We start from the raw sequence: 21670 nt of genomic DNA, 5'->3' as shown, positions 1-21670 counted from the left end.
CAGACTGTGATCGAAGAAATTAAAGGTGGAGTTCGACTCCACCTTTTTATTCAGCCCAAGTCCTCCAAAAATCAAATCGTGGGCCCCCACAACGGACTTCTGAAAATCAAAATCTCCGCACCGCCCGTCGATGGCGAAGCCAATGCAGAACTGATTCAATTTCTATCTAAGTTTTTTAAAGTGGCAAAACGTGACGTTACGCTGATTAAAGGTGACACCGGTCGCAGCAAAACAGTGGAAATCAGCGGCCTCACCAAAAGCGAAGCCGAGCGATTAATTTCCGCCGCGCTTTAGCTCGACATCAAATTCTGTTTTATCCAGTTGTTCCTGAATATTGACGCTAGGTTTTTTCTTTTTCTTAGTCGGCCGAGGTTTGAACTGACTTTGATCGACACCATCATCTGTCGCCTCACGGAACTGACGCGTGTTGGATGAGCTCATTTCTGAATCAGAACGGTTGTACATATTTGATTTTCCAGCCGGCGCACCCGAAGTCGATGGCGGAGTATTGTAGAGCGGATAATCCTGCTGGCGATAACCTTCTGCCATATCAAAGCTGTATCGAACCAATGCTCCCGCGTGATATCCGGCCGCGGAATTTTCCCCAGCCACTGTGGCGCCACCATTGATTTGCAAAGCCCAGTTGTTATTCACCATCCAGGTTGCGTAAAACAAAGTATCTATTGATGACGGATTCACAGAGTAAAACTTATAAGACCCGGCGTTCACATTTTGCAGATAAGCGTTACGGATATACTGTGTGTTAGTGTCTTTATCATCGGTAATGGATTGACTGCCAATCACCTCTCCACCAATTCGGAATGCATCTGCTTTAAATTGCAAGCCTGCCCCCCATGGCATTAACGACGAGCGACCGTCTGCTCGATAATCTAATCCCAGCCATCCATAAAATCGGGCAGTGCCGAAATCTTTTTGCGCGGTAAGGCGCCCCCACAATTCAACAACACCTTCGGAATTTAAAGCATCGTCACCCGCTGGGTCGACTTGCTGCAAAGGAATCAAAATTCCAAACTCGGGAACTAACTGCGCCCATCCATCATAGGCCAGAAAATCAAAGCCCCCTGTGATATTTGAAAAGCTCGTATTCGTGCGCGTTGCGACGGAGTTCTTGCTTTGGGCAGAACTAAAAGTTCCAGAACCAAACACCGACCACGTTCTGGAAGGCATATAGCGGGTGGCAAAGTCCACATCCAAAAGTTGGTAATGGTTTCCACTGCTTAGGCTGGTACTTCCCTCACCAAAAGTTTCGTAATTGGCTTCAGAATAAAAGTAATTGGTTCCCAGCTCGAAATCCCAACGATCCCGGCGAAACTCCTTGTAGTTATCAAGGGCATGACCCACGGATCCCGCCAGCAACAAAGTCACTAAGAACGCACTCAAACACTGAAGATTATTTGCCATTTTCATAAGTTCCTAATAATAACAAGGCCATGACCAGCACAGCAAACAAATCACAGCTCGCAATCATCTTTTTCACTGTTTTCCTTTACCTTGTGGGCTTTGGTGTAGTTATTCCGATCATCCCACTGCTAAGTAAAAACTTTGGCGCAACGGCACTACAAACTGGTTTGCTTTTGTCCGTGTACTCTTTGATGCAATTTCTGTTTTCTCCGTTCTGGGGAAAGCTGAGTGATCGCCTGGGTCGCAGACCCATTCTGCTGTTTTGTCTGTTCGGCGAAGGACTTTCCTACATCATGTTCGCATTGGCACGGGACCTGGAATGGCTTTTCGTTGCGCGCATCCTTGCCGGATTCTTTGGCGCAAGTCTTTCCACAGCTTCGGCCTACATTTCAGATATCACTCCCAAACATGAACGCTCCAAAGGCATGGCTTTGATTGGTGCTGCCTTCGGACTTGGATTTGTCGTTGGGCCGGCACTGGGTGGCTTGTTGGCCGTTTGGGGTCATCACATCAATGATGCTCCTCACTTTGACACTTCGTTTTCCGCTTACTGGGTTGCGGCCCTTTGCTTTGCAAACTTCCTGTTCGGCATCAAATTCCTTAAAGAATCTTTATCAGAGAAAAGCGAATCCGCTGCCAAGAAAAAGCGCTTCTCTGTTATGTGGCACTATCTAAACATCAAAACTGTTGGCGCACTGATGACGGTGTTTTTGCTGTCCTCCCTGGCAATGTCAGGCATGGAAGCGACATTGATTTTGTTCATGGGTGAAAAGTTCCAATGGACGATCAAGCAAGTCAGCTTTGGCTTTGCTTACATCGGCGTGATCATCATTTTCACACAGGGTTTTTTGGTTCGTCGAATGCTTCCTAAATACGGCGAACGCCAGGTGCTTCGAGTTGGACTCGTATGCTTTGCTATCGGCTTAACGACGATTGCGATTTCAGACACATTGTTTGGAATGGCGATCGCAATGACTCTGCTTTCTTTGGGCAATGGTCTTTCCAATCCTTCCATTCTGGGCAGCATCAGCTTGCTGACTGATTCAAAAGAGCAAGGTGCTGCAATGGGAGTTACTCAAAGCATGGCGTCTTTGGGTCGCATCATCGGACCAGCACTGGGTGGAGCTTTGTACGGTAGTGTCGCTATCACAGCACCGTTCTGGGTTTCAGGTGGCTTGGCATTCGTGGCGTTAGCTATCATCATCATTAATTTCAAATTGATCCCAGATCATGCGCGAGTAGGTTAATCATGGATATTTCACAGCTTGGATTTTTCCAATTCAATAATCTGATCAAGGGCCGAATTCCGATGATTTTGGTTAATCTTGGTGTGGACTTGAAGTCTCAGTATGGCAATCTTGAAGGTCTTCACTTGGATAACTGTCAAATCTCAGGAACTCCTGAGGAAGTCGCATCCCAGGTTACAGAGAGAAAACTCCCCGCTCACTATCCCATCGTCATCATTGACCAAAACGGGACGAGTTATGCACCTTTTGTGCAGGCTCTGGAAGCCAAGGGCTTCAACAATGTTTACACCGTTAAAGACGGACTTTCCGGAATAGAAAAAGAAAAACTACAGATGTAAAAGAAGGGGACCCAGCAGTCCCCTTTTTACTTTTCAGTATTCGTTATGATTCTGTCAGGGTTTCCCCCTGACATCCCGCTCTTCAAATACTTTTCCGCACCTTTTCTGCATGCAAAGCACCGACAAACGACAAAGAACAAATATCCGTTGTTGGCCTAGGCGTATGTCTATAGCATGATTTAATCATTCAAGGATAAACGAAGATTAACCAAAAACTTTTATAGAAGGACATTTAATGAAAAAGTTTTTAATCGCCGCTTTGGCAACAACGACAGCAATGACCGCGCACGCTGGCACAATCAATTTTGATGCTCGTGCAGATTATGATTCTAAGACTTACGATGAATCAAATCTTGATGACAGCAACCAGTTCTACTTCAAAACTATCCGCTTGGACTACCAAGGGAAAGTGAACGACGATCTTGCGTTCCGTTTGCGTGCTGCTTACAACAAAAACGGCACTAACAATGCTGGCGACAACTCCCAAACTGCTCTAGAGTTCGCTTACTTGACTCACAAAATGAGCGAAATGTTCTCTCTACAAATTGGTAAAATCGGTTCTGAGTACGGCGCGATCGAGAGCCAAACTTCAGGCGCTGACTTGTACCTGACATCTCAAGCCTATACTAAACAAGGTCTTTGGACTCCGACAGGTTCACCTGCTGGCACGAACTCACTTGTGGGTCATTACCTAAGCACAAGCTCGCTACTATACGTAACTGGTGCGAAGTTGATCTTCAATATTACTCCTGATCAGAATCTTTCTTTGGTTGTATTTAAAACTCCAGACGTAAGCGCTGTAGGTGCGATCACTCCGGCAGCAACAAACTCCAATGCAATGATGGAAGGTCTTATCTATAAAGGTCTTTTCATGGATAAGAACCTAAGAGTTATGGCTTCTTACCACTACGGTACGGGTAACCCGACTGCAGATAAATACAACTTGTACTCTGCTGGCGTGTCTTACAACTTCGGCGGTTACGTACTTGCTGGTGTTGATTACACTAACTCAGGCTTTGAAAGAGATCTTGATGGCGCGAAAGACTCCATCTACTCAATCATCGGTAAAGCAGCTTACACTGGTTGGGAACACTGGGTGCCTCGCATTGAAATCATCGCTTCTGAAGAGAAAGTTGAATCAAATACAGACGCAACTCTAAACGGAACAAACAAATTCATGGGTTACGGTGCAGTTCTTGAGTACAAACCAATCGCTGATTCTATCTTCCGTTACCATGTTGCTTACAGCAACACGACTCAGCAAATGGCTGACACGGCGATGGCTGATGCAAAAGTTGACCAAATCACGATCGGCGCTCGTTTGAACGCTGACTTCTTGAAATAGTCCGAAAAGGTTCAAAGAACCGACTTTTATCGAGGGAGGCCCCAAAAGCCTCCCTTCTTTTTTACCCAACTCCTAACGCACTGCAGACCCAGAAGGCGCCAGCCACCTTTTGGCGCGTTTTTGCGGGGCCTGGCTCTATCCTAAACTGCTTGATTCTGATAGACTCTAACGGTTAAAAACCTTGGGATTTCGTGTCCTTATTTACTCTTGGCCTGGCCAAAGTAAACTTTCTCTTTTGGGGTATCAAATGTCAGAACAATTATCAGATCGCTACAATCCCGCAGATGTAGAAAACAGAACTTATCAGTGGTGGGAAAACGCCGGCTATTTCAAAGCACAGGATCAATCCACTAAACCTCCATTTTCAATTATTTTGCCTCCACCGAACGTCACTGGTTTCCTGCACATGGGCCATGCCCTGGATCACACGATTCAGGATATTCTTATTCGTTGGAAACGTATGAGCGGTTACAACACAATGTGGTTGCCAGGTACCGACCATGCCGGAATCGCAACTCAATCCGTGGTTGAGCGCGAACTTAAAAAAGAAGGTGGCAAAACTCGCCACGAACTGGGCCGCGAAGCTTTCGTAGAAAAAGTTTGGGACTGGAAGCACCAATACGGAAATCGCATTTACTCGCAAATGCGCAGACTGGGCGATTCCTGTGACTGGGATCGTGCGGTTTTCACTTTGGACGAGGGCGTTTCTAAAGCAGTTCGTAAAGTATTCGTGACTCTTCACCAAAAAGGTTTGATCTATCGTGGTCAACGCCTGGTGAACTGGTCAGGTCCTCTTGAAACTGCGATCTCTGACCTGGAAGTTGAACACAAACAGGTTAAGGGCGCTCTTTACCACATCAACTACCCGCTTGAAGATGGTTCTGGTTTCTTAACTGTGGCAACCACTCGTCCAGAGACAATGTTGGGCGACACCGCTTTGTGCGTTCACCCGGACGACGAACGCTATAAAGCATTGGTTGGTAAATCCGTGATCGTTCCTTTGATCAATAGAAAGATCAAAATCATCGCTGATACTTACGTTGATAAAGAATTCGGTTCTGGTGTTGTGAAAATCACTCCAGCTCATGATTTCAACGATTACAAAATCGGTAAATCCCACCACCTTGAGTTCATCAATCTTTTGACTAAAAAAGCTGAGATGAATGAAAATGCGGGCCCATACGCTGGCATGAAAGTGGCAGATGCTCGCAAGAAAGTTGTTGAAGATCTTAAAGAGCAAAACTTGCTGGTTAAAGAAGAGCCACATGTTCACTCTGTAGGTCACTGCTCCCGTTCGGGCGCAGTGGTTGAGCCGTTCTTGTCCGAGCAGTGGTTCGTTAAGATGGAACAACTGGCAACTCCGGCAAAACGCGTGGTTGAAAGCGGTACAATCCGCTTCGAGCCGGAATCTTGGACAAAAGTTTATCTTCACTGGTTAAACAATATCGAAGACTGGTGTATTTCCCGCCAATTGTGGTGGGGTCACCGTATTCCGGTTTGGTATTGCAACTCTTGTAACCATCAAACAGTTTCTGAAACTGACGTAACAGCTTGTGAAAAGTGCGGTAAGCACGATCTTCACCAGGATGCTGACGTTTTGGATACTTGGTTCTCCTCTGCTCTATGGCCGTTTTCTACAATGGGTTGGCCGAATGAGACTGAGACATTGAAAACGTTCTACCCGACTAGTTACCTGGTAACTGGTCACGATATTATTTTCTTCTGGGTTGCCCGTATGATCATGATGGGTCTGGAATTCAAACGTGATGTTCCATTCAGAACGGTTTACATCCACGGATTGGTTCGCGACTCTCAAGGCCGCAAGATGTCCAAGTCTTTGGGGAACTCGATTGATCCTGTTGAAATGATCGACAAGCACGGGGCTGATGCGCTTCGCTTTACTTTCGCGGCACACTTGTTCTCGGGTAAAGACATGAAGTTCAGCGAGCAACGTCTTGAAGGCTACCGCAACTTTATGAATAAGATCTGGAATGCGGCTCGTTTCGCACTTTCAAATCTTTCTGATTTCAAAGTTCCGGCTGAAGGCGCGAAGGCTTTGCCAAACAAAGCCCACATCAGCGTGTTCGATAAATGGATCATCTCAAAACTGAATGAAGTGACAAAGGAAGTTGAAGAAGCGCTGGAGCAGGAAAGATTCTCTGACGCTGCCACGGCTTTGTATCAGTTCATCTGGAATCAGTTCTGTGACTGGTATATCGAATTCACGAAACCGATCATGAATGGAAACAATGCTGAAGAAAAAGCGGCAACTCAACTGGTGATCGCGCAGGTTCTAAACCGTATCATGCGTCTGCTTCACCCGTTCACGCCATTCATCTCTGAGGAAATTTACCAAAAACTTCCGATCAAGGGTGAAGCTTGTATCGTGGATCAATATCCAACAACTCGTAACGATAAAGAATTCCTAGCGCTGGGTTCAACTCAGGCAGCTTTCGAAATCGATATCGTGAAAGAAGTAATCACAGCGATGCGTAACATCCGCGGCGAAAACCGTATCAGCCCTGCGATCAAATTGAATGTTCGTTTGGGTGTTGCAAATGACCAGGTGAAACACATCCTGGAAAACAACCGCACTGCTTTGATGACTATGGGCCGCCTGGAAAACATGGAAATCGGTGCTGAAGGCAACCTGATGAAATGTGCTGTTGCGCCGGTTGTGGTGAAAGATGCGAGTGTTAAAGTGATCATCCCGCTTGAAGGTCTGGTTGATTTCGACGAAGAGATCAAACGTATCAACAAGGCGATTGAGAAATTCAACAAAGACATCCAAATCCTGTCTGGCAAATTGTCGAATGAGAAGTTCGTGGCAAATGCGGATGAGGATGTGATTGCTGCGGATCGCGCGTTGCTGGCTCAATCAAAGGTTCAGTTGGAATCTTTGAAAGACGCTTTGACTCGCTTCCAGTAAGTAAAATTCAAATTCACAAATAAAAAAGGCTTCCGTAACTGGAAGCCTTTTTTATTTTCAAGGTAAGTAAGTCCGTACCTAATACCTAGTTGCAGGAACAGGACATTTGCGCAGAGTCTGCGTCTTTGCAGCGGAAGTACTTACCCAAGTGGCTCACAACCACCGAGTATGCTTTGCCGTTTTGCTCGACATAATTAAGCTCATCCCCATTTTGATACGTCACTAGTACCGCACGTGCCATACGAATCAGCTCGCCTTCTGCATGAAGCTTTTGAATATCTGCTTCCGATGGATTAGCGGCAAGCTCCCCTGGCAGGGCAATATCACGCACTTTACCACTTACCAATAAAGTATAGTGATGAGGAGTCTTCGTTGGTTCTGCTTCTGGAGCATTCGGATCAGAACTATAGTCAACAAAGACACGGCGATTTTCACCGGCCTTCGTTTTATAATCTACGACACTCCACTTGGGCTGAACCTTGATAACGGGGCCCATATCTGGAGCGGTAATCTTACCAACAGTTTCAAAATTAAATTCGTCTTGAGGCGACAGAGGTTGGACTTTTAAATCCAGGCACTCGCCCATGGCTTTAATATTTTTATTTAAAGCTTCAAAGCGCTCAGGGCTTTCCATTGAAGTGGGTAAGAATCCTGAAGCTGCGAGCGCTGGCGCAGCAGGTGCCCCCGGCAATTCTGCTACTACTAACTCTGGCATGTCTTCAGGAAAATTGCCGACGTGGCCGGCTCTTTGTTTCAGAATAAACAGGCTGAAAGCAGCCAGGCACAGGACAACGACAACGGGGATAACGATTTTTTGCTTTGTATTCATCATCCCTTAACTATCGAATTATACCTGGGCCAGGTCAACGTTCTCTATTTGATAAGGCCGATTTCACGCAGACGTTGCATCAGGAAATCCTGTCCTGTGATATCAGCGTATTTTGCTCCAGCTCCTTTGCATGAAGGCAAACAGCTTAACATCGCGTCCGGATGTGGATGCATAAAGAACGGCATTGAATAACGGTGGGAATTTGTTCCATCTTGCGGATTGATCACACGGTGAGTGGTCGATGGCAAAACATCGTTCGTCAAACGCGCCAACATATCACCAACATCCACGATCAAAGTGTCTGGTTCGGAATCAATGTCCAGCCATGTGCCGTCGCGGTCTTTCAATTGCAAACCTGAAGCAGTCGCTGCTGGCAGGATTGTGATGAAGTTAATGTCTTCGTGTGCAGCTGCGCGAACACAACGTGGATCCACGCCCTCAGGAATTGGTGGATAGTGCAACAGACGCAAAATGGAATTTCCATCTTTCGTCATACGGGCAAAGAAGTCTTTGTCGACTTCAAGAGGCATCGTCAAAGCTTCAAGCATCACATCGCCCGCAACCTCAAGAGCCGCAAACAATTTCAGGAAATGATCTTTGAAGCCAGGGATGTCTTTATCTGGCCAGATGTTATCCGGGTAAACAGACTTCAACGCATTTGCTGGTGGAAGTTCACGTCCCACATGCCAGAACTCTTTCAAATCCATGACTGGAGAGTCTTTGGCATGTTCTTTACCAAACGGTGTGTAACCGCGTTGAAATCCCGCAGTTGGAGAGATGTAAGATTTTTTAACTTCTTCAGGAAGAGCGTAAAATTTTTGTAGAAGATCATAAGCCTTATGAAGATCTGCCGCTTGAACGTTGTGATCTTTAAGGATGATGAAACCGTACTCTTTCAGTCCGGTAAAAAGTTGATCGATGAAACGAGCTTTATCAGATCCTGAACCTTGGGTATAACTTGCCAGACTCAATGTCGGAACTTTGCGTAGAGTATTAGTCTCTGCGTGTGAGCTGCTTTCGATCGTTCTCATTCTCATCCCCTTTGAATGGTTATTCCTCGTTTAAGCCAAAACAGATTCTTTAAACTTGGATGGACAATACCAAGTTGCTTATTCCGAAGGCAACAGCAACTAATTATGCGTAAAAAGAATATCGAGCACTCTGACAAGATTTGCGCTTTCAAATTCGAAATGAATGTCTCCGTCAAACAGACGAACAGCATGTTTATTTCTGTAAGGAGCGCCGTCATTTCCTTCATATCCACGATAGACGACAGGACGAGGATCCAAACGCAAAGTATCCTCGATAACTTCTTTCAATTTTTTGTCAGGATTTCGTTGTTGCCACTGCGCAAGCAGCTTTGACGCATGCTCAGTAAACTCCACCTGGATAGGATCTTTTACAACCTCAGACGTCCACCCGGTTTTTGCATCTGGAATGGATTCGATTTCTGGCAAATACGGTTTGATATCCAAAATAGGAGTGCCATCCACCAGATCTGCACCAGAGACGATGATTCCGTCTTTTTCAACTTTTACTAATTCTACTAATGACAAACCGATTGGATTTGGACGATGCGGAGTTCGCGTTGCAAACAATCCAATACTTTTTCCACCCATGCGTGGAGGATGAACCTTGGCGTGATAGCGCGCGACTTTGTTTTGGTGAAAGATCCACACCAACCAAACATGACTGAAGCCCTCAAGCCCCTGAAGTGCTTCTTCAGGCTGCAAATCCGCGCGGATCTTAAGTTTCGCCCACGCGCTCTTTACCAAACCTGGCTGGCGCGGAGTGCCAAACTTATCCTTAAAGCAGCTTTCAATATATCCAATTGGTTCCATGACTACGAGGTACCTTTTGGGGCTTTGCTGCGTCAAGTAAAAAGGCCGATCTTTGGAATCGGCCTTTTAGTAGGTGTTTTCGATTTACTCGGGAGAGTGTGATTTAGAAGTTACCGGAACGTCTCATCAAACCATCGCGGTTTTTGATGATGATTTCTTTACCGTTCAGATCGATAAGACCTTCGTTTTTGAACTCAGTCAGATGACGAGACAACGATTCGTTGATCGTGCTTGCCAATTGAGCGAACTCATTGCGCGTCAACTTCAGATTCAAGGAAATACCATTCGGAGTTTGAGTGCCGAAACGGTCTGCCAAAATCACAAGTTGGTATGCGATACGCTCTTGAACAGAAGCCAAATAGTGCAATTGGCTTGTTTGTTCGAAAGATTCAAGATCGTTCACAGATTGGTTCAACAAAAGTTTAACCATCGGAGACGCCTGCGCCATTGCCACTTGGATCAATTCGCGTGGGTACAACCACAACACTGTGGATTTGACCGCTTTCGCATGACATTGAGTAACACTGCCTTTTACCAGTGCTTTATAACCAAAGTATTCACCTGGAGATACCAGCTTGGTTACGTATTCGTTTGTCGTTGTACGTCCACGTGCGTGGGAACGATTTACGACAACTTTCACACATCCTGATTGCACATAGTACAATCCTTTAGGAGTATCCCCTTCCTTAAAGATCATCTCCTCTTCTTTGAGGTGAATCACTTCGTATGGCACATTCGAAGTTGTTGGGATGTTCAAGTTTTGTTGGCCCATAAAACCTAGGGAGTTAACTCCGCCGTTGAGTATCGTTTGCGATTCCATGCTCTTAGTCCTCCGTGCTTTATCTGAGTTGTTGTTTGCTAACGTTTAGGCCATCCTAAACTGGTATAAAACAAGAGCCTAATTGAAATTAAGACATAACCGACTTGTAAGAGTTGACCATTAGGCAATTGAAATGAATTGCCTTGACTCACAATCTCCCTCCTCGTACTTTCACCTCGACAAAAAATCTTAAAAAATTTGTGAAATCAAACGCTTATTAAATGCGCAGTCGCATGAAATTTTGCCCGTGTGAAGGAATCATCAAATGACAAAAAAGTTTTTCGTTACACTGTTTCTTCTGTCAATCAGCACCACTGCATTTGCAAATATCAAAGTCGGTCTAGTACTTGATAAGGGTGGAAAAGACGACAAATCCTTCAACTCCGCTGCCTACGCTGGCGCAACAAAAGCAGAAAAAGATCTTAAGATCGAATTGAAATACGTTGAGGCAACTGACACGAATGCGATCGAGAATTTGCATCGTAACTTTGCTCGCAAGAACTATGATCTGGTTATCGGTGTTGGCTTTGCTCAAACAGACGCTGTTAAAAAAGTGGCGGCGCAATTTCCAAAAGTTAAATTCGCAATCGTTGACGGTGAAGTCACTGCTGCAAACGTTCGCTCCCTGATGTTCGAAGAACATGAAGGTTCGTTCCTTGTTGGTGCTTTGGCGGCGATGGCTTCTAAAACTGGTTCTGTCGGTTTCGTAGGCGGAATGGATATTCCTTTGATCCGCCGCTTCGCAATGGGTTACGCCGCAGGTGCAAAACATATCAATCCTAAGATCAAACTCTCTGAAAACTACGTGGGCGTGACTGGTGAGGCCTGGAACAATCCTGCCAAATCGAAAGAGTTGGCCCTTGCACAGTATGGCAAAGGTGTTGACGTGATTTTCGTAGCAGCGGGCGCTTCCAACACTGGTGTTTTCGACGCAGCTGAAGAAAAAAAGAAATTCGCAATCGGAGTTGATTCCAATCAGAACTGGATGAAACCTGGCACAATCTTGACTTCCATGTTGAAGGCCGTTGATGTAGCTGTATATGACACCATCAAGGAAACTAAAGATGGAAAGTTCAAAGAGGAAATTGCCCGCTTTGGACTGAAAAATGCCGGAGTGGACTACACTTTGGATAAGTATAACGAGAAGTTGATAACGCCGGATATGAAGAAGAAAGTCGACGAGATCAAAAAGAAAATCATCGACGGTCAGATTCAAGTTCCAGATTACTATAAGAAGAAGTAAGAGCCATGAATCAAGTCCCTGCTGTTGAGTTTCGAGGTATCTCTAAAATTTTCGGTGATTGTGTCGCCAACGAAGATATCTCTTTCAAAGTCACAGCAGGTACGATCCACGGTATTGTCGGCGAAAACGGTGCCGGCAAATCCACTGCCATGAAGATCCTTTTCGGACTTTACTCCCCTACTGACGGCGAGTTCCTGGTTCATGGCACCACTCAGAATTTCTCCTCCTCTATTGACGCCATGAAAGCAAAAATCGGAATGGTTCATCAGCACTTCATGCTGGCAGAGCCTTTGACTGCTTTGGATAATATTCTATTGCAGCAGGATGGCGGTCCGTTTTCTCTGTTGCCTCGTGCGCAGCAACTGAAAAAATTAAATGAAGTGGCCGCGCGCTACGGCTTCGATGTGGACTTAAATGCCACTGTCGAGGATCTTTCTGTCGGCGCTCAACAACGTGTCGAGATTCTAAAAATTCTCTCTCAGGATTCTGAGATTCTGATTCTGGATGAGCCCACTGCGGTTTTGACTCCGCAGGAGGTTCAGGATTTCTTTGCAAACCTTCGCCAGCTTAAGGCTGAGGGAAAAACAATTCTGATCATCACCCACAAACTTAAAGAAGTAATGGCGATCACAGATGAAGTGACTGTGTTCCGCGCGGGAAAAGTTATCGGCACTCGCAAGACTTCAGAAACCTCGATTCCTGATCTGGCCGAGATGATGGTGGGCCGACGCCTGCAAAATCCTGTTGAACGCGGCACACAGATTGATCCTAAGCCTGTCATTAATGTACAGAATCTTTCAGCTCAACTGGGAAACCACAAAGTCGATAATCTGAATCTAAAAGTTCAGACCCGCGAAGTGGTTGGCATTGCAGGGGTTGAGGGCAATGGGCAGGACATTTTAATCCGCGCCCTATTAGATCAACATGCTTTTTCCAAAAAGCATTTTTCCGGAACCATTCAGATTAATGGCAAAGTTGGATCTTTCCCTGAGGATCGTCTGCGCTTTGGCGTTCTGCCAAATCGCCCTGCTTTTGAAAACTATCTTTTAGGACAACAACGCACTGCCAAGTTTGCCCGCGGAATCTTTCTTAAAATGAAAGACATCATTCCGGCCACTCGCCAGGCGATGGAGCAGTACGATGTTCGCCCCCGTAATGAGAATCTGGAATTCTCCCGATTCTCCGGCGGTAATCAGCAAAAACTAGTGGTGGCGCGCGCTCTTTTGCAACAGCCTCAGGCTGTGATTGCAGCACAACCCACGCGTGGTGTGGATATCGGTGCTATCGAGTTTATTCATAATGAAATTCGCGCTGCTCGCGATGCGGGTGCGGGGGTTTTACTTATATCCTCTGAGTTGGATGAATTGATGGCTCTTTCGGATCGTATTGTCGTTTTGTACAAAGGCCGCTTTGTCGCAGAATTCTTACGTGGTGATTTTGATGAAATCAAAATCGGTGCAGCGATGGGAGGTGGCCATTGAAACGTATTTTAGGTTTTCTAATTGGATTGGTTGCAGCTTTACTGCTGACTTTGTTGGCGGGTGAAAATCCTCTGAATATCTTTATGATTCTGGTCAAGAGTGCATTTGGTTCCACTTATGACTTTGGCATGACCTTGTCTTATGCAACACCGATGATCTTTTGCGGTCTTTCGGTGGCAATCGGCTTTCACGCGGGTATGTTTAATATCGGGGCTGAAGGCCAATTGACTATGGCGGCCGTGACTGCTGCAGCGATTGGTGTTTTCTTTCCTCAGGTTCCATTTCCGTTGGCTCCCCTGGTTGCATTCCTTGGAGCTTTAGCAGTTGGTGCTTTCTGGGGATGGATCGTCGGTATCTTAAAAGCTTTGCGTGGCAGCCATGAGGTTATCATCACAATTATGATGAACTTTATCGCTGCAGGTCTTGCAAGCTGGTTCGCATTGAAAGTCATTCCGAATCCGAATTCCCAGAATCCCGAAACTGCAATGGTCTCTGCGAGCTATATGTTCAAAGATTATGATCTGATTGCCCGCTTCTTCCCTGATACTCCCGCAAACGCATCCCTGGTGGTGGCGATTGTTCTGGCTGTTCTAATGTGGATATTTCTTTGGAAAACCACGTGGGGCTTTGAGTTGCGGGCCGTGGGTTCAAATCCTGAAGCAGCACAACGTTCTGGTATCTCCGCGAAACGCATGCAGATTGTTGCTATGGCTTTAGCTGGTGCTTGCGCCGGTTTCGTTGCCCTGTCTGAAGTGATCGGCAGTGCTGGCCAATATCGTGTTGGGTTTTCCCCGGATTATGGATTTATCGGCATCGCCGTTGCACTATTGGCTGCAAACAATCCTATTGGTGTTATCGCTGCAGGTTTTTTGATGGGCGCTCTTCACAAAGGGGCCTCAGATCTGGATCTTGAAACATCCACGATCACTCGTGATTTCTCCCGCATCATTCAGGCATTTATTATTTTGGGTGTAGCAGCCAGTGCTTACTGGGAATATCGCATTCGTCGCCAAAGGAAGAAGGACTGATGGAATCATTTTTCATGATCTTCGCATTGCTGTTGGCCACTCTTCGCTTGGCGACTCCGCTGATTTTTGCTTCCATGGGCGGCATGATGAGCGAACGTTCGGGCGTAATTAACGTCGCTTTGGAAAGCTTTATGCTGGTTGGTGCCTTCACAGGATCTGTTGTTGCCACCTCCAGTTCGTCAGCATGGCTTGGTTGGGGCGCTGCTTTGATCGCGGGCCTTATCATCGGTGCGCTTTATGCTTTATTTGTGATTGAACTAAATGCAGATCAAATTGTCACGGGAATGGCATTCAACCTTTTAGTAATGGGTGTGATTCCCTTTGCGACAAAAATTCTTTTTGATTCCACGGGATCGACTCCGCCTTTGCCAGTGGATGATCGCTTTAATTACGAACCTTTGGTTCTGGCATTTTTGCTGGTCGCTGGATTAACATTTTGGCTTAAGAAAACACGCTCCGGCTTGTGGTTGCTTTTTGCTGGGGAAAACCCGGATGCATTGATGGCAGCAGGTGTTAGCGTTCGCAAAGTTCGCTGGGCTGCAGTTGCACTAAGTGGTGCATTCGCAGCCTGGGGTGGCGCTAGCTTGTCGTTGTTCCTTGCTTCTGCATACTCTCCGATGATGTCAGGCGGTCGTGGCTTTATGGCATTGGCTGCTTTGATTTTCGGTAAATGGAAACCATTGCCAGCATTCTTTGCCTGCTTGTTGTTTGCCTTTGCTGATGCGATTCAAATTCGTCTGCAAGGTGTGCAAATCGGCGGCGTTGCTGTTCCTGTTCAATTCATTCAAATTTTACCATATATCGTGACCATCGTCGCACTTGCGGGATTCATGGGCGCCAGCCGCTCTCCGAAGGCTTTGGGTCGCGAACTGTAATCAAGGAGAAGAGAGATATGTTGAAGCTTGTTTTGCCTTTGTTGTTGGCATCCTCGACAGCATTTGCGTGGGGTGGTCGTGGTCACGATGCTATCTGCCGTGCTGCGGTTTTTCTGGTTAAAGAAGAAGGTCTAAAAGAATATCTTCGCAACAAACCCCAAATGATGGGCCATTTGTGCAACATTCCTGACTTTTACTGGAAGAGTTTGGGCGGCGACGCTGCCAAACACGGCAACGCTGCGCACTTTATCGATATCGAAGTGATCGGTTTGAAAGTTGCTGACATTCCTTCTGACTATAAAAAAATCGTGACGGATTACACTGGTAAAGAAAACAAATTCAAAAACGACGGAACTACGATCAAGGACATTCCGACTGAATTTGGTTCCGCTTGGTGGAGAGCTGATCAATTCGTTACTCGTATTGCAGCTTTGAATAAAGACTTTGCTGCTGCAAAACCACCGACAAACTTTAAGGAAGAGCAGGACGAAAATCTTCCTTATAACAAACTCGCATACCAAATGGTTGTCGACATGGGTTTGATGGGTCACTTTGTTGGCGATATTTCCCAACCGTTTCACACGACTGCTGACTACGATGGCTGGGCGGCAGGCCATGGCGGTATTCACTCTTACTTTGAAGATTCTGTTGTCGGTGAATTCGATGGCGATCTTGACTGGTTGGTATTGAAAGAGGCTCGCGCCTTGAAAAATCCGTCATTCCTTAAACCTGCAACGGTCGTTGATCGTATGAAAGCTTTATCGATTATCTCCAACACAGAGATTCCAAAAATCCTGAAAATGGATCCTGTAACTAAGCCTTCTGTTCTTAAGAAAGAACACGGAATGGAAATCAAAACACGCGCAGAGAGAAAGCCTGCAAGTGTTGCTTTCAAAAAAATGAAACCAGTGATCGTGACAGACATGGCCCGCGGTGCTTTGTTGTTGGCGAATCTTTGGGATGAAGCTTACTCCAAAGCTGGCCGTCCAAAGATTGGCGCGTACAAATCTTACAAGTACCCGTTCACTGTCGAATTTGTAATGCCGGACTACTATTCAATTCCAAACGAAGTTAAGACCAAAGAAAAATAGGAACTGTTAAAAGGCCACGAAATCCGTGGCCTTTTAAATTATCAAATTTTAAACAAGTCTTAACAGCTTTGTAACAAGAATTAATTCATCTTTAAACCATCGAAAGTCTAATTAAGTTTTCCAAGTGCGCGCCGAAATGTCTGCAACCTGAAAGAGGTTTACATGAAAAAGCGCAGCCTGAACTTTAAGATGATCTTTGTGATGGGACTATTGATGGTTTCATCCCTTTCTATTGCAGCCATTGGCCTTATTAATCTAAGCAATATGAACGACACTATGGAAATGGTCGTTCGCGAGAAAAGTGCTCGCGTCTCTCTAATAAAAGACATCCGCTCCCTCTTCTATATTCAATTGATTAACGAGAAAAACTACATTCTATCCAACGACGATCACGGGCGCTCAACAGTTGAAAAGCTGATGAAAGAACGCCACAGCCAGATGGAAGTAAAGATGAATGATCTTCATGCAATCTCCACCCCCACTGGACAAGAAGAGCTAAAGAATTTTAAAGCTATCTATGATACCTGGTGGACGAATGTTGAATCTATCCGCAATCATGTTCAAAGCGGCAACACCGAACACGCTGAAAAAATCAGTCTGACTGAAAACAAAGCCCTTCGTCATTCCGGTGAAAAAGTGATCGACTCGACAGTGGAGCGCAATGAAAAGAACATGCAACTGGAAGTCGTAAAAATGGAAGAAAGCTATAAAGAAGCCCGAACTGTGATGATTTTGGTGAGCTTTATCTCGATTCTATTAGGTGGTGCCATCGGCGGAGTCGTTTTGATGAGTTTAAGCAAGTCCATCAATGAAGTTATTGGAAACCTTTCCTCCTCTTCAAAAGAAGTTTCAGGGGCTTCTACACAGATTGCTACTGCGGCAACGGAATTGTCACAGTCCACTACTGAGCAGGCAGCTTCACTTGAAGAATCGGTCGCAACGATTGAAGAGCTGACATCCATGATTAAGCTCAATGCCGAGAATGCCAGCTCTGCTGCGAAACTCTCCTCCCAAACCAGTGAACTTGCAAAACGTGGCGAAATCGAGATGAAAGCTCTTTCTAAATCCATGACGGATATCGCTGCGGATTCCAAGAAGATCTCTGACATCATTGACGTGATTGACGATATTGCCTTTCAAACAAATCTATTGGCCTTGAATGCCGCTGTGGAAGCTGCTCGCGCAGGCGAACAGGGTAAAGGCTTCGCTGTGGTGGCAGAGGCTGTCAGAGCCCTTTCCCAGCGCAGTGCTTCGGCTGCGAAAGATATTGGCGATTTGATTCGCTCAAGTGTTCACCGTATCGAAGACGGCAACAGCCAAGCGCAAAAAAGCGGCGAGGTTTTGGAAGAGATCCTGACTTCGGTAAAAAAGGTTTCTGATTTCAATCAGGAGATTGCTTCTGCAAGCGCTGAGCAATCAAACGGTGTGGCGCAGATTTCCAAAGCATTGAATCAGTTGGATCAAACAACCCAGATCAACGCCGCTTCCTCTGAAGAGGCCGCTGCATCTTCTGAGGAACTTGCGGCTCAGGCAGAATGTTTGGCGCAGGTTATTCAAACTTTGGTAAGTGCCATCAAAGGCACTTCTAATTCCACTTCTTACGAGCAAATGGACGAGATGCCCCTTAGGAAAAGAACATCAGACGCAGCTTTTGCTGCCTGATAGTTTTTAATTTAGGTATTAAAAATAAGCATTTAACTTAATCTCATTTTGAGACAAGTCCACTTTCACAGGAGCCACTAATTGGCTCCTGTCTAATTTTTTTGGGTTCTAATTCGCCTTACTTCTCCCCACCTGGGCATATCTCTCGCAACTAAAACAGTGGGTTTATATACCTAAAGGGAGAAGAGATGAAAAAGAGAGTAATGCTAGCAATGGCGATCATTATGGTTTTGGGTTCCGTGAAAGCAATGGCCTCATCAATGGAGATGGAAATGGCCGAAGGCAAATGGGCCGCAGCGGCTGAAAATTTGGCTGTTAGCTCTGATGAAATGGTCAGCGACGATATTATGTCTGGCATGGCTATCGATAAAACAATTGCCGCTGAAGCTGATATGGTTCGCACAGATATGCTTACTACTATTCGCGAGAAGATCATCGTGCTTAAGGAAAACTCCCAGTCATTTGATGAAGTGCGCGTTGGTAAAGAAGTTGTAAGTCGCGATCAGGCACTTTTTGCTGCAGAGGCGGATCTAGCGGCACTCACTAAGAAGTTTGATAAAAAGTCCGCTGAACAAGTAATTAAGATTTTAGAAGCGAGTATCGCATCACTTAAGTAAGAGTTTGGAATTGAAGATACGTTTAAACGCAAAAAAGCCCAGGTTGCCCTGGGCTTTTTTTATGATCTCAGCTTGTGAGAATCAAATTACTTAGCCATGTCGCCAGTGTATTTGAAACCAACAGTGATCATGTTTTTAGTGATGTCGCTGTTAAGAGCAGAGATACCTTCAATGTCATGATCTTTGATGCTTGTGTAAGCAACATGATAACGGAAAGCTTCGTCAGCTTTAGGTACATACTCTACACCCAATGCCCAAGCATCACGTTTGAAGTCACCAGTGTTAACTGCTGCTGCTGGAGTAGCGCCTTCGTTCTTAGACATTTCGTACTTAAGAACTGGAACCCAGCCGTTGATGTTATAACGAGCTTCAATGATTGTAGAGTTCGTTTTAAGATCAGTAGAAGTACCAGCTGCAGAGACTTTATTTTTGTTATCGAAGTATTCGATATCAACTGTCAAGTCAGCCATTGGAGCTACACGAAGAGAAGCAGCCATGAAAGAAAGCTCTTGGCCAGCTACAGTTGTATCTGCAGTACCAACAGTGTAGTTCAAGTTAAGAACCAACATTTTATCCAAGAAAGAACCAAGGTAGTTCAAACCATAAGTATGACCACGGTCCAAAGATCTTGCACCAGTGTCTGCATTGATAGTTTGAGAGTTAACTTGGTTGAACATTTGAGCTTCGAACTTGTGGTTCTCAGTCAATGTATAAGCTGCAGAGATACCAGAAGCATTTTCTGGATTAGCAACGAATGCTTGGCTTGGAACGATAACTGTATCTGGAGCCGGAGATCCGTCAATTACCATAGAACCACCAACACCACGGTTAGCCATAGATACTAGGTAAGTGTCACCATGTAGAGATTTTTGGTATTCGAAACCACCAGTGTTAGTTTCAAGTTTACCAGCTTTAAACATGAATTGACCCATCGCTTTACCAGCCCAAAGGTGGTCAACGAATTTATCAACAGTCATAGTTTTAGAAAGTTCGGATTCACCAGTGTACGGATTAACCGCGAACTCTGGAGTGAATGCACGCAAGTTCCAAGCAGATTCAACAACTGCTTCACCAACGTTACCGTTAAGGTAAAGACGAGCTACTGTCGGAGTGAATAGAGATGTACCGCCAACTTCGTCACCAGTGTTAGTGTCGTAGTTAGGAGTGTTAACGTAGTCGGAACGTACTTCCAATTTTACGCCTGCGAATGCGGAGCTAGCTGCAAGAGTAGCTGCGATCACTAAAAGTTTTTTCATAGATGCATCCTTTCGTTTCGTTGCAAATTTGAACTTTCAATTCGTTTAAAAGTTTTATCTTTATACAAAAAGGCTAAATAGGACCTTCGGCAAGATCAACAACAAAAATGCCGGGGAACATCTAAAGAAAGAAAAAAGTGGAGCAATTACTTGGTTAGAACCACATAAAATTTTGTGCAGAAATTTTTATGTTTCTTTTTTGGAAACAGAAAATAAAATTCCACAAACTATCGATGAAACCCGCGACAGCAGCGTGTTTTGTGCAGACATTTTGAATGCGATATTTTCCTCATTCTCCCTCTGAAAACCCACTTATCCACAAAAAAATCCAGCCGTCCTTATGTTCAGAAGAACTTCATTTGACGCGCCGGCAAAATTTATGTCACCTAACTGGATCATGGTCCTGCTGAATGTTGATTTTATGTCAGCAAACTAGACCATAGTCCTATGACTCAGCTGTAAAATGACAAACCGATAGTTAACAAATCAAATAGTCAAAATGCATTTTTGCAAGGAGACCTATAATGCGATTTCTATCTGCAGCTGTATTAACACTGCTTACCTCTTCCACTGTGCTTGCAGCTGATATTGGCGGAATCACTGTCAATGGCGAGATTGCCTTCGATTACACAACAAATTCCACAGGGGGAAATCCCACTGTTGGTGGCACAGAAATTCCTTTTTCCGGAGCGGCCCAAGACAATACTTACCGTGTGAATACAACGCAGATCCTGGCAAAGAAAGAAACAGATAAGCTTTCCGTACTGGCACGTTTGGTTTTCAATCCAATCACTTATGAATCTGCTCCCGGTGCCAGCAGCAAAAACAATTTCGGCGTTCTGGATCAAGTGGAGGTCTATTACAAGCCTCAATCTAATCTATATATAGGAGCCGGTCGCTTCATGACGACGATGGGTTATGAATCCGTTCTAAGATCCGAAAATATCTTTTATGGTTACTCCATTGCGTTTCAAGGCATCACACCAGGTTACGGTGAAGGTCTGCGCGCGAAATATATCGTAAACGATCTATTAACGACGACTCTATCCACCTATAATCAATCTAACTACAATGTTTATGGCGACGACTATACACCGACCAAAACAACTGAATTATCGGTGAATGGTACAATGGGTGATCTTCAGTGGTTTGCCGCTTACTATTTCGGTAAGGATTCTGGCACTAACACCACAGGGCCTGTTCAAAATGCGGCAAGTAACGTTTGGGCTTCCTACAGATTCACTGAAAATCTAATGGCAGCAATCACTTACGATTCAAAATCCTATTCTACTGATTTGGGAGAGGCTGGCTGGAGCGATTCAACAATTGGTATCGTTAGCTACAAACTTTGGAATAACACATTGTCGGTTCGCTACGAAATGATCCGTGGAGCCATGCACCTTACTGAAGGTGGTGTGTTGGCAGTTTACAACGGTGCTGACAAAGTAAATTCCCTGACTCTGGCAGACAAAATCAATTTGAATGAAAACTTAAATGCTTATGTTGAGTTCCGCGCTGATGAAGCGGACGAAGACGCATTCAGGGATTCCGACAATGCTCCGACAAAAACTGCCCAGATGTTAACTTTGGGAGTTCTTGCCAGCTTCTAATTTAAAAAGGGACCCACGAGGTCCCTTTTTTTTCGA

19 protein-coding genes are annotated in these 21670 nt (G+C 45.2%); 13 read left to right on the top strand and 6 right to left on the bottom strand.

From position 1 onward, the window contains the following. Nucleotides 1-6: 6 nt before the first annotated feature. The gene (locus ACLWNV_RS01950; RefSeq protein WP_413586221.1) at nt 7-294 is read left to right on the top strand and encodes a DUF167 domain-containing protein; all 288 of its coding nucleotides are present in this window, start codon (nt 7-9) and stop codon (nt 292-294) included. Here the strand turns inward: ACLWNV_RS01950 and ACLWNV_RS01945 are convergent. Further along, nucleotides 274-1422 (bottom strand): hypothetical protein, encoded by a 1149-nt coding sequence (locus tag ACLWNV_RS01945; RefSeq protein ID WP_413586220.1) that lies wholly within the window; start codon nt 1420-1422, stop codon nt 274-276. The two genes, ACLWNV_RS01950 and ACLWNV_RS01945, sit on opposite strands and share 21 nt — an antisense overlap. 29 nt (nt 1423-1451) lie before the next feature. Here ACLWNV_RS01945 and ACLWNV_RS01940 point away from each other — a divergent pair, with 29 nt between their 5' ends. The 4 genes from ACLWNV_RS01940 to ACLWNV_RS01925 all read left to right on the top strand — a co-directional run bounded on the left by ACLWNV_RS01940 (nt 1452) and on the right by ACLWNV_RS01925 (nt 7281). Next, nucleotides 1452-2669: an MFS transporter gene (locus ACLWNV_RS01940; protein WP_413586219.1), complete on the top strand. Its 1218-nt coding sequence runs from the start codon at nt 1452-1454 to the stop codon at nt 2667-2669. Between the two features lie 2 nt (nt 2670-2671). Further along, on the top strand, nt 2672-3007 hold the full coding sequence (locus ACLWNV_RS01935; RefSeq protein WP_413586218.1) for a hypothetical protein: 336 nt from the start codon (nt 2672-2674) through the stop codon (nt 3005-3007). Between the two features lie 235 nt (nt 3008-3242). Further along, nucleotides 3243-4352, top strand: a complete 1110-nt coding sequence (locus tag ACLWNV_RS01930) for a porin (protein WP_413586217.1) — start codon at nt 3243-3245, stop codon at nt 4350-4352. A 247-nt stretch (nt 4353-4599) separates the two neighbouring features. Beyond that, complete coding sequence (locus ACLWNV_RS01925; protein WP_413586216.1) at nt 4600-7281, top strand: valine--tRNA ligase; 2682 nt, start codon at nt 4600-4602, stop codon at nt 7279-7281. 85 nt (nt 7282-7366) lie between these two features. Here ACLWNV_RS01925 and ACLWNV_RS01920 read toward each other — a convergent pair whose 3' ends face one another. The 4 genes from ACLWNV_RS01920 to ACLWNV_RS01905 form a co-directional block, all read right to left on the bottom strand. Further along, nucleotides 7367-8113 carry a hypothetical protein gene (locus ACLWNV_RS01920; protein ID WP_413586215.1) on the bottom strand — a complete coding sequence of 249 codons (747 nt, stop codon included), beginning with the start codon at nt 8111-8113 and terminating at the stop codon, nt 7367-7369. Between the two features lie 41 nt (nt 8114-8154). Beyond that, on the bottom strand, nt 8155-9141 hold the full coding sequence (locus ACLWNV_RS01915; RefSeq protein WP_413586214.1) for an isopenicillin N synthase family dioxygenase: 987 nt from the start codon (nt 9139-9141) through the stop codon (nt 8155-8157). Between the two features lie 99 nt (nt 9142-9240). Next, entirely contained in the window at nt 9241-9951 is a 711-nt protein-coding gene (gene tsaA / locus ACLWNV_RS01910) for a tRNA (N6-threonylcarbamoyladenosine(37)-N6)-methyltransferase TrmO (RefSeq protein ID WP_413586213.1), read from the bottom strand. A gap of 103 nt (nt 9952-10054) precedes the next feature. Next, nucleotides 10055-10771: a Crp/Fnr family transcriptional regulator gene (locus tag ACLWNV_RS01905; RefSeq protein WP_413576792.1), complete on the bottom strand. Its 717-nt coding sequence runs from the start codon at nt 10769-10771 to the stop codon at nt 10055-10057. 265 nt (nt 10772-11036) lie between these two features. Between ACLWNV_RS01905 and ACLWNV_RS01900 the strand changes: the two genes are divergently transcribed. The 7 genes from ACLWNV_RS01900 to ACLWNV_RS01870 all read left to right on the top strand — a co-directional run bounded on the left by ACLWNV_RS01900 (nt 11037) and on the right by ACLWNV_RS01870 (nt 18768). Next, entirely contained in the window at nt 11037-12014 is a 978-nt protein-coding gene (locus ACLWNV_RS01900) for a BMP family lipoprotein (protein WP_413586212.1), read from the top strand. A 5-nt stretch (nt 12015-12019) separates the two neighbouring features. Then, nucleotides 12020-13495 carry an ABC transporter ATP-binding protein gene (locus ACLWNV_RS01895; RefSeq protein ID WP_413586211.1) on the top strand — a complete coding sequence of 492 codons (1476 nt, stop codon included), beginning with the start codon at nt 12020-12022 and terminating at the stop codon, nt 13493-13495. Next, nucleotides 13492-14523, top strand: coding sequence for an ABC transporter permease (locus ACLWNV_RS01890; RefSeq protein ID WP_413586210.1), 1032 nt, complete (start codon nt 13492-13494; stop codon nt 14521-14523). Before ACLWNV_RS01895 ends, ACLWNV_RS01890 begins: the two co-directional genes overlap by 4 nt. Continuing rightward, nucleotides 14523-15398, top strand: a complete 876-nt coding sequence (locus ACLWNV_RS01885) for an ABC transporter permease (RefSeq protein ID WP_413586209.1) — start codon at nt 14523-14525, stop codon at nt 15396-15398. Before ACLWNV_RS01890 ends, ACLWNV_RS01885 begins: the two co-directional genes overlap by 1 nt. A gap of 17 nt (nt 15399-15415) precedes the next feature. Continuing rightward, nucleotides 15416-16489: a hypothetical protein gene (locus ACLWNV_RS01880; RefSeq protein WP_413586208.1), complete on the top strand. Its 1074-nt coding sequence runs from the start codon at nt 15416-15418 to the stop codon at nt 16487-16489. A gap of 162 nt (nt 16490-16651) precedes the next feature. Then, nucleotides 16652-18151, top strand: coding sequence for a methyl-accepting chemotaxis protein (locus ACLWNV_RS01875; RefSeq protein WP_413586207.1), 1500 nt, complete (start codon nt 16652-16654; stop codon nt 18149-18151). A 188-nt stretch (nt 18152-18339) separates the two neighbouring features. Continuing rightward, nucleotides 18340-18768, top strand: coding sequence for a hypothetical protein (locus ACLWNV_RS01870; protein ID WP_413586206.1), 429 nt, complete (start codon nt 18340-18342; stop codon nt 18766-18768). An 86-nt stretch (nt 18769-18854) separates the two neighbouring features. Here ACLWNV_RS01870 and ACLWNV_RS01865 read toward each other — a convergent pair whose 3' ends face one another. Further along, nucleotides 18855-20024, bottom strand: a complete 1170-nt coding sequence (locus ACLWNV_RS01865; protein WP_413586205.1) for a hypothetical protein — start codon at nt 20022-20024, stop codon at nt 18855-18857. A gap of 524 nt (nt 20025-20548) precedes the next feature. Here ACLWNV_RS01865 and ACLWNV_RS01860 point away from each other — a divergent pair. Further along, nucleotides 20549-21634, top strand: a complete 1086-nt coding sequence (locus ACLWNV_RS01860; protein WP_413586204.1) for an outer membrane beta-barrel protein — start codon at nt 20549-20551, stop codon at nt 21632-21634. Nucleotides 21635-21670 lie beyond the last annotated feature (36 nt).

This window comes from Bdellovibrio sp. HCB274 (genome assembly GCF_047306075.1).
Taxonomy (GTDB): domain Bacteria; phylum Bdellovibrionota; class Bdellovibrionia; order Bdellovibrionales; family Bdellovibrionaceae; genus Bdellovibrio.
Note: the sequence above shows the minus strand (reverse complement) of the source record. Positions and strands in the feature narration are given on the sequence as shown.

Coding starts and splice junctions, on each gene's coding strand:
- ACLWNV_RS01945 (WP_413586220.1), bottom strand. CDS start 1,422: ATGGCAAATAATCTTCAGTGTTTGAGTGCGTTCTTAGTGACTTTGTTG.
- ACLWNV_RS01940 (WP_413586219.1), top strand. CDS start 1,452: ATGACCAGCACAGCAAACAAATCACAGCTCGCAATCATCTTTTTCACT.
- ACLWNV_RS01935 (WP_413586218.1), top strand. CDS start 2,672: ATGGATATTTCACAGCTTGGATTTTTCCAATTCAATAATCTGATCAAG.
- ACLWNV_RS01930 (WP_413586217.1), top strand. CDS start 3,243: ATGAAAAAGTTTTTAATCGCCGCTTTGGCAACAACGACAGCAATGACC.
- ACLWNV_RS01925 (WP_413586216.1), top strand. CDS start 4,600: ATGTCAGAACAATTATCAGATCGCTACAATCCCGCAGATGTAGAAAAC.
- ACLWNV_RS01920 (WP_413586215.1), bottom strand. CDS start 8,113: ATGATGAATACAAAGCAAAAAATCGTTATCCCCGTTGTCGTTGTCCTG.
- ACLWNV_RS01915 (WP_413586214.1), bottom strand. CDS start 9,141: ATGAGAACGATCGAAAGCAGCTCACACGCAGAGACTAATACTCTACGC.
- tsaA (WP_413586213.1), bottom strand. CDS start 9,951: ATGGAACCAATTGGATATATTGAAAGCTGCTTTAAGGATAAGTTTGGC.
- ACLWNV_RS01905 (WP_413576792.1), bottom strand. CDS start 10,771: ATGGAATCGCAAACGATACTCAACGGCGGAGTTAACTCCCTAGGTTTT.
- ACLWNV_RS01900 (WP_413586212.1), top strand. CDS start 11,037: ATGACAAAAAAGTTTTTCGTTACACTGTTTCTTCTGTCAATCAGCACC.
- ACLWNV_RS01895 (WP_413586211.1), top strand. CDS start 12,020: ATGAATCAAGTCCCTGCTGTTGAGTTTCGAGGTATCTCTAAAATTTTC.
- ACLWNV_RS01885 (WP_413586209.1), top strand. CDS start 14,523: ATGGAATCATTTTTCATGATCTTCGCATTGCTGTTGGCCACTCTTCGC.
- ACLWNV_RS01880 (WP_413586208.1), top strand. CDS start 15,416: ATGTTGAAGCTTGTTTTGCCTTTGTTGTTGGCATCCTCGACAGCATTT.
- ACLWNV_RS01875 (WP_413586207.1), top strand. CDS start 16,652: ATGAAAAAGCGCAGCCTGAACTTTAAGATGATCTTTGTGATGGGACTA.
- ACLWNV_RS01870 (WP_413586206.1), top strand. CDS start 18,340: ATGAAAAAGAGAGTAATGCTAGCAATGGCGATCATTATGGTTTTGGGT.
- ACLWNV_RS01865 (WP_413586205.1), bottom strand. CDS start 20,024: ATGAAAAAACTTTTAGTGATCGCAGCTACTCTTGCAGCTAGCTCCGCA.
- ACLWNV_RS01860 (WP_413586204.1), top strand. CDS start 20,549: ATGCGATTTCTATCTGCAGCTGTATTAACACTGCTTACCTCTTCCACT.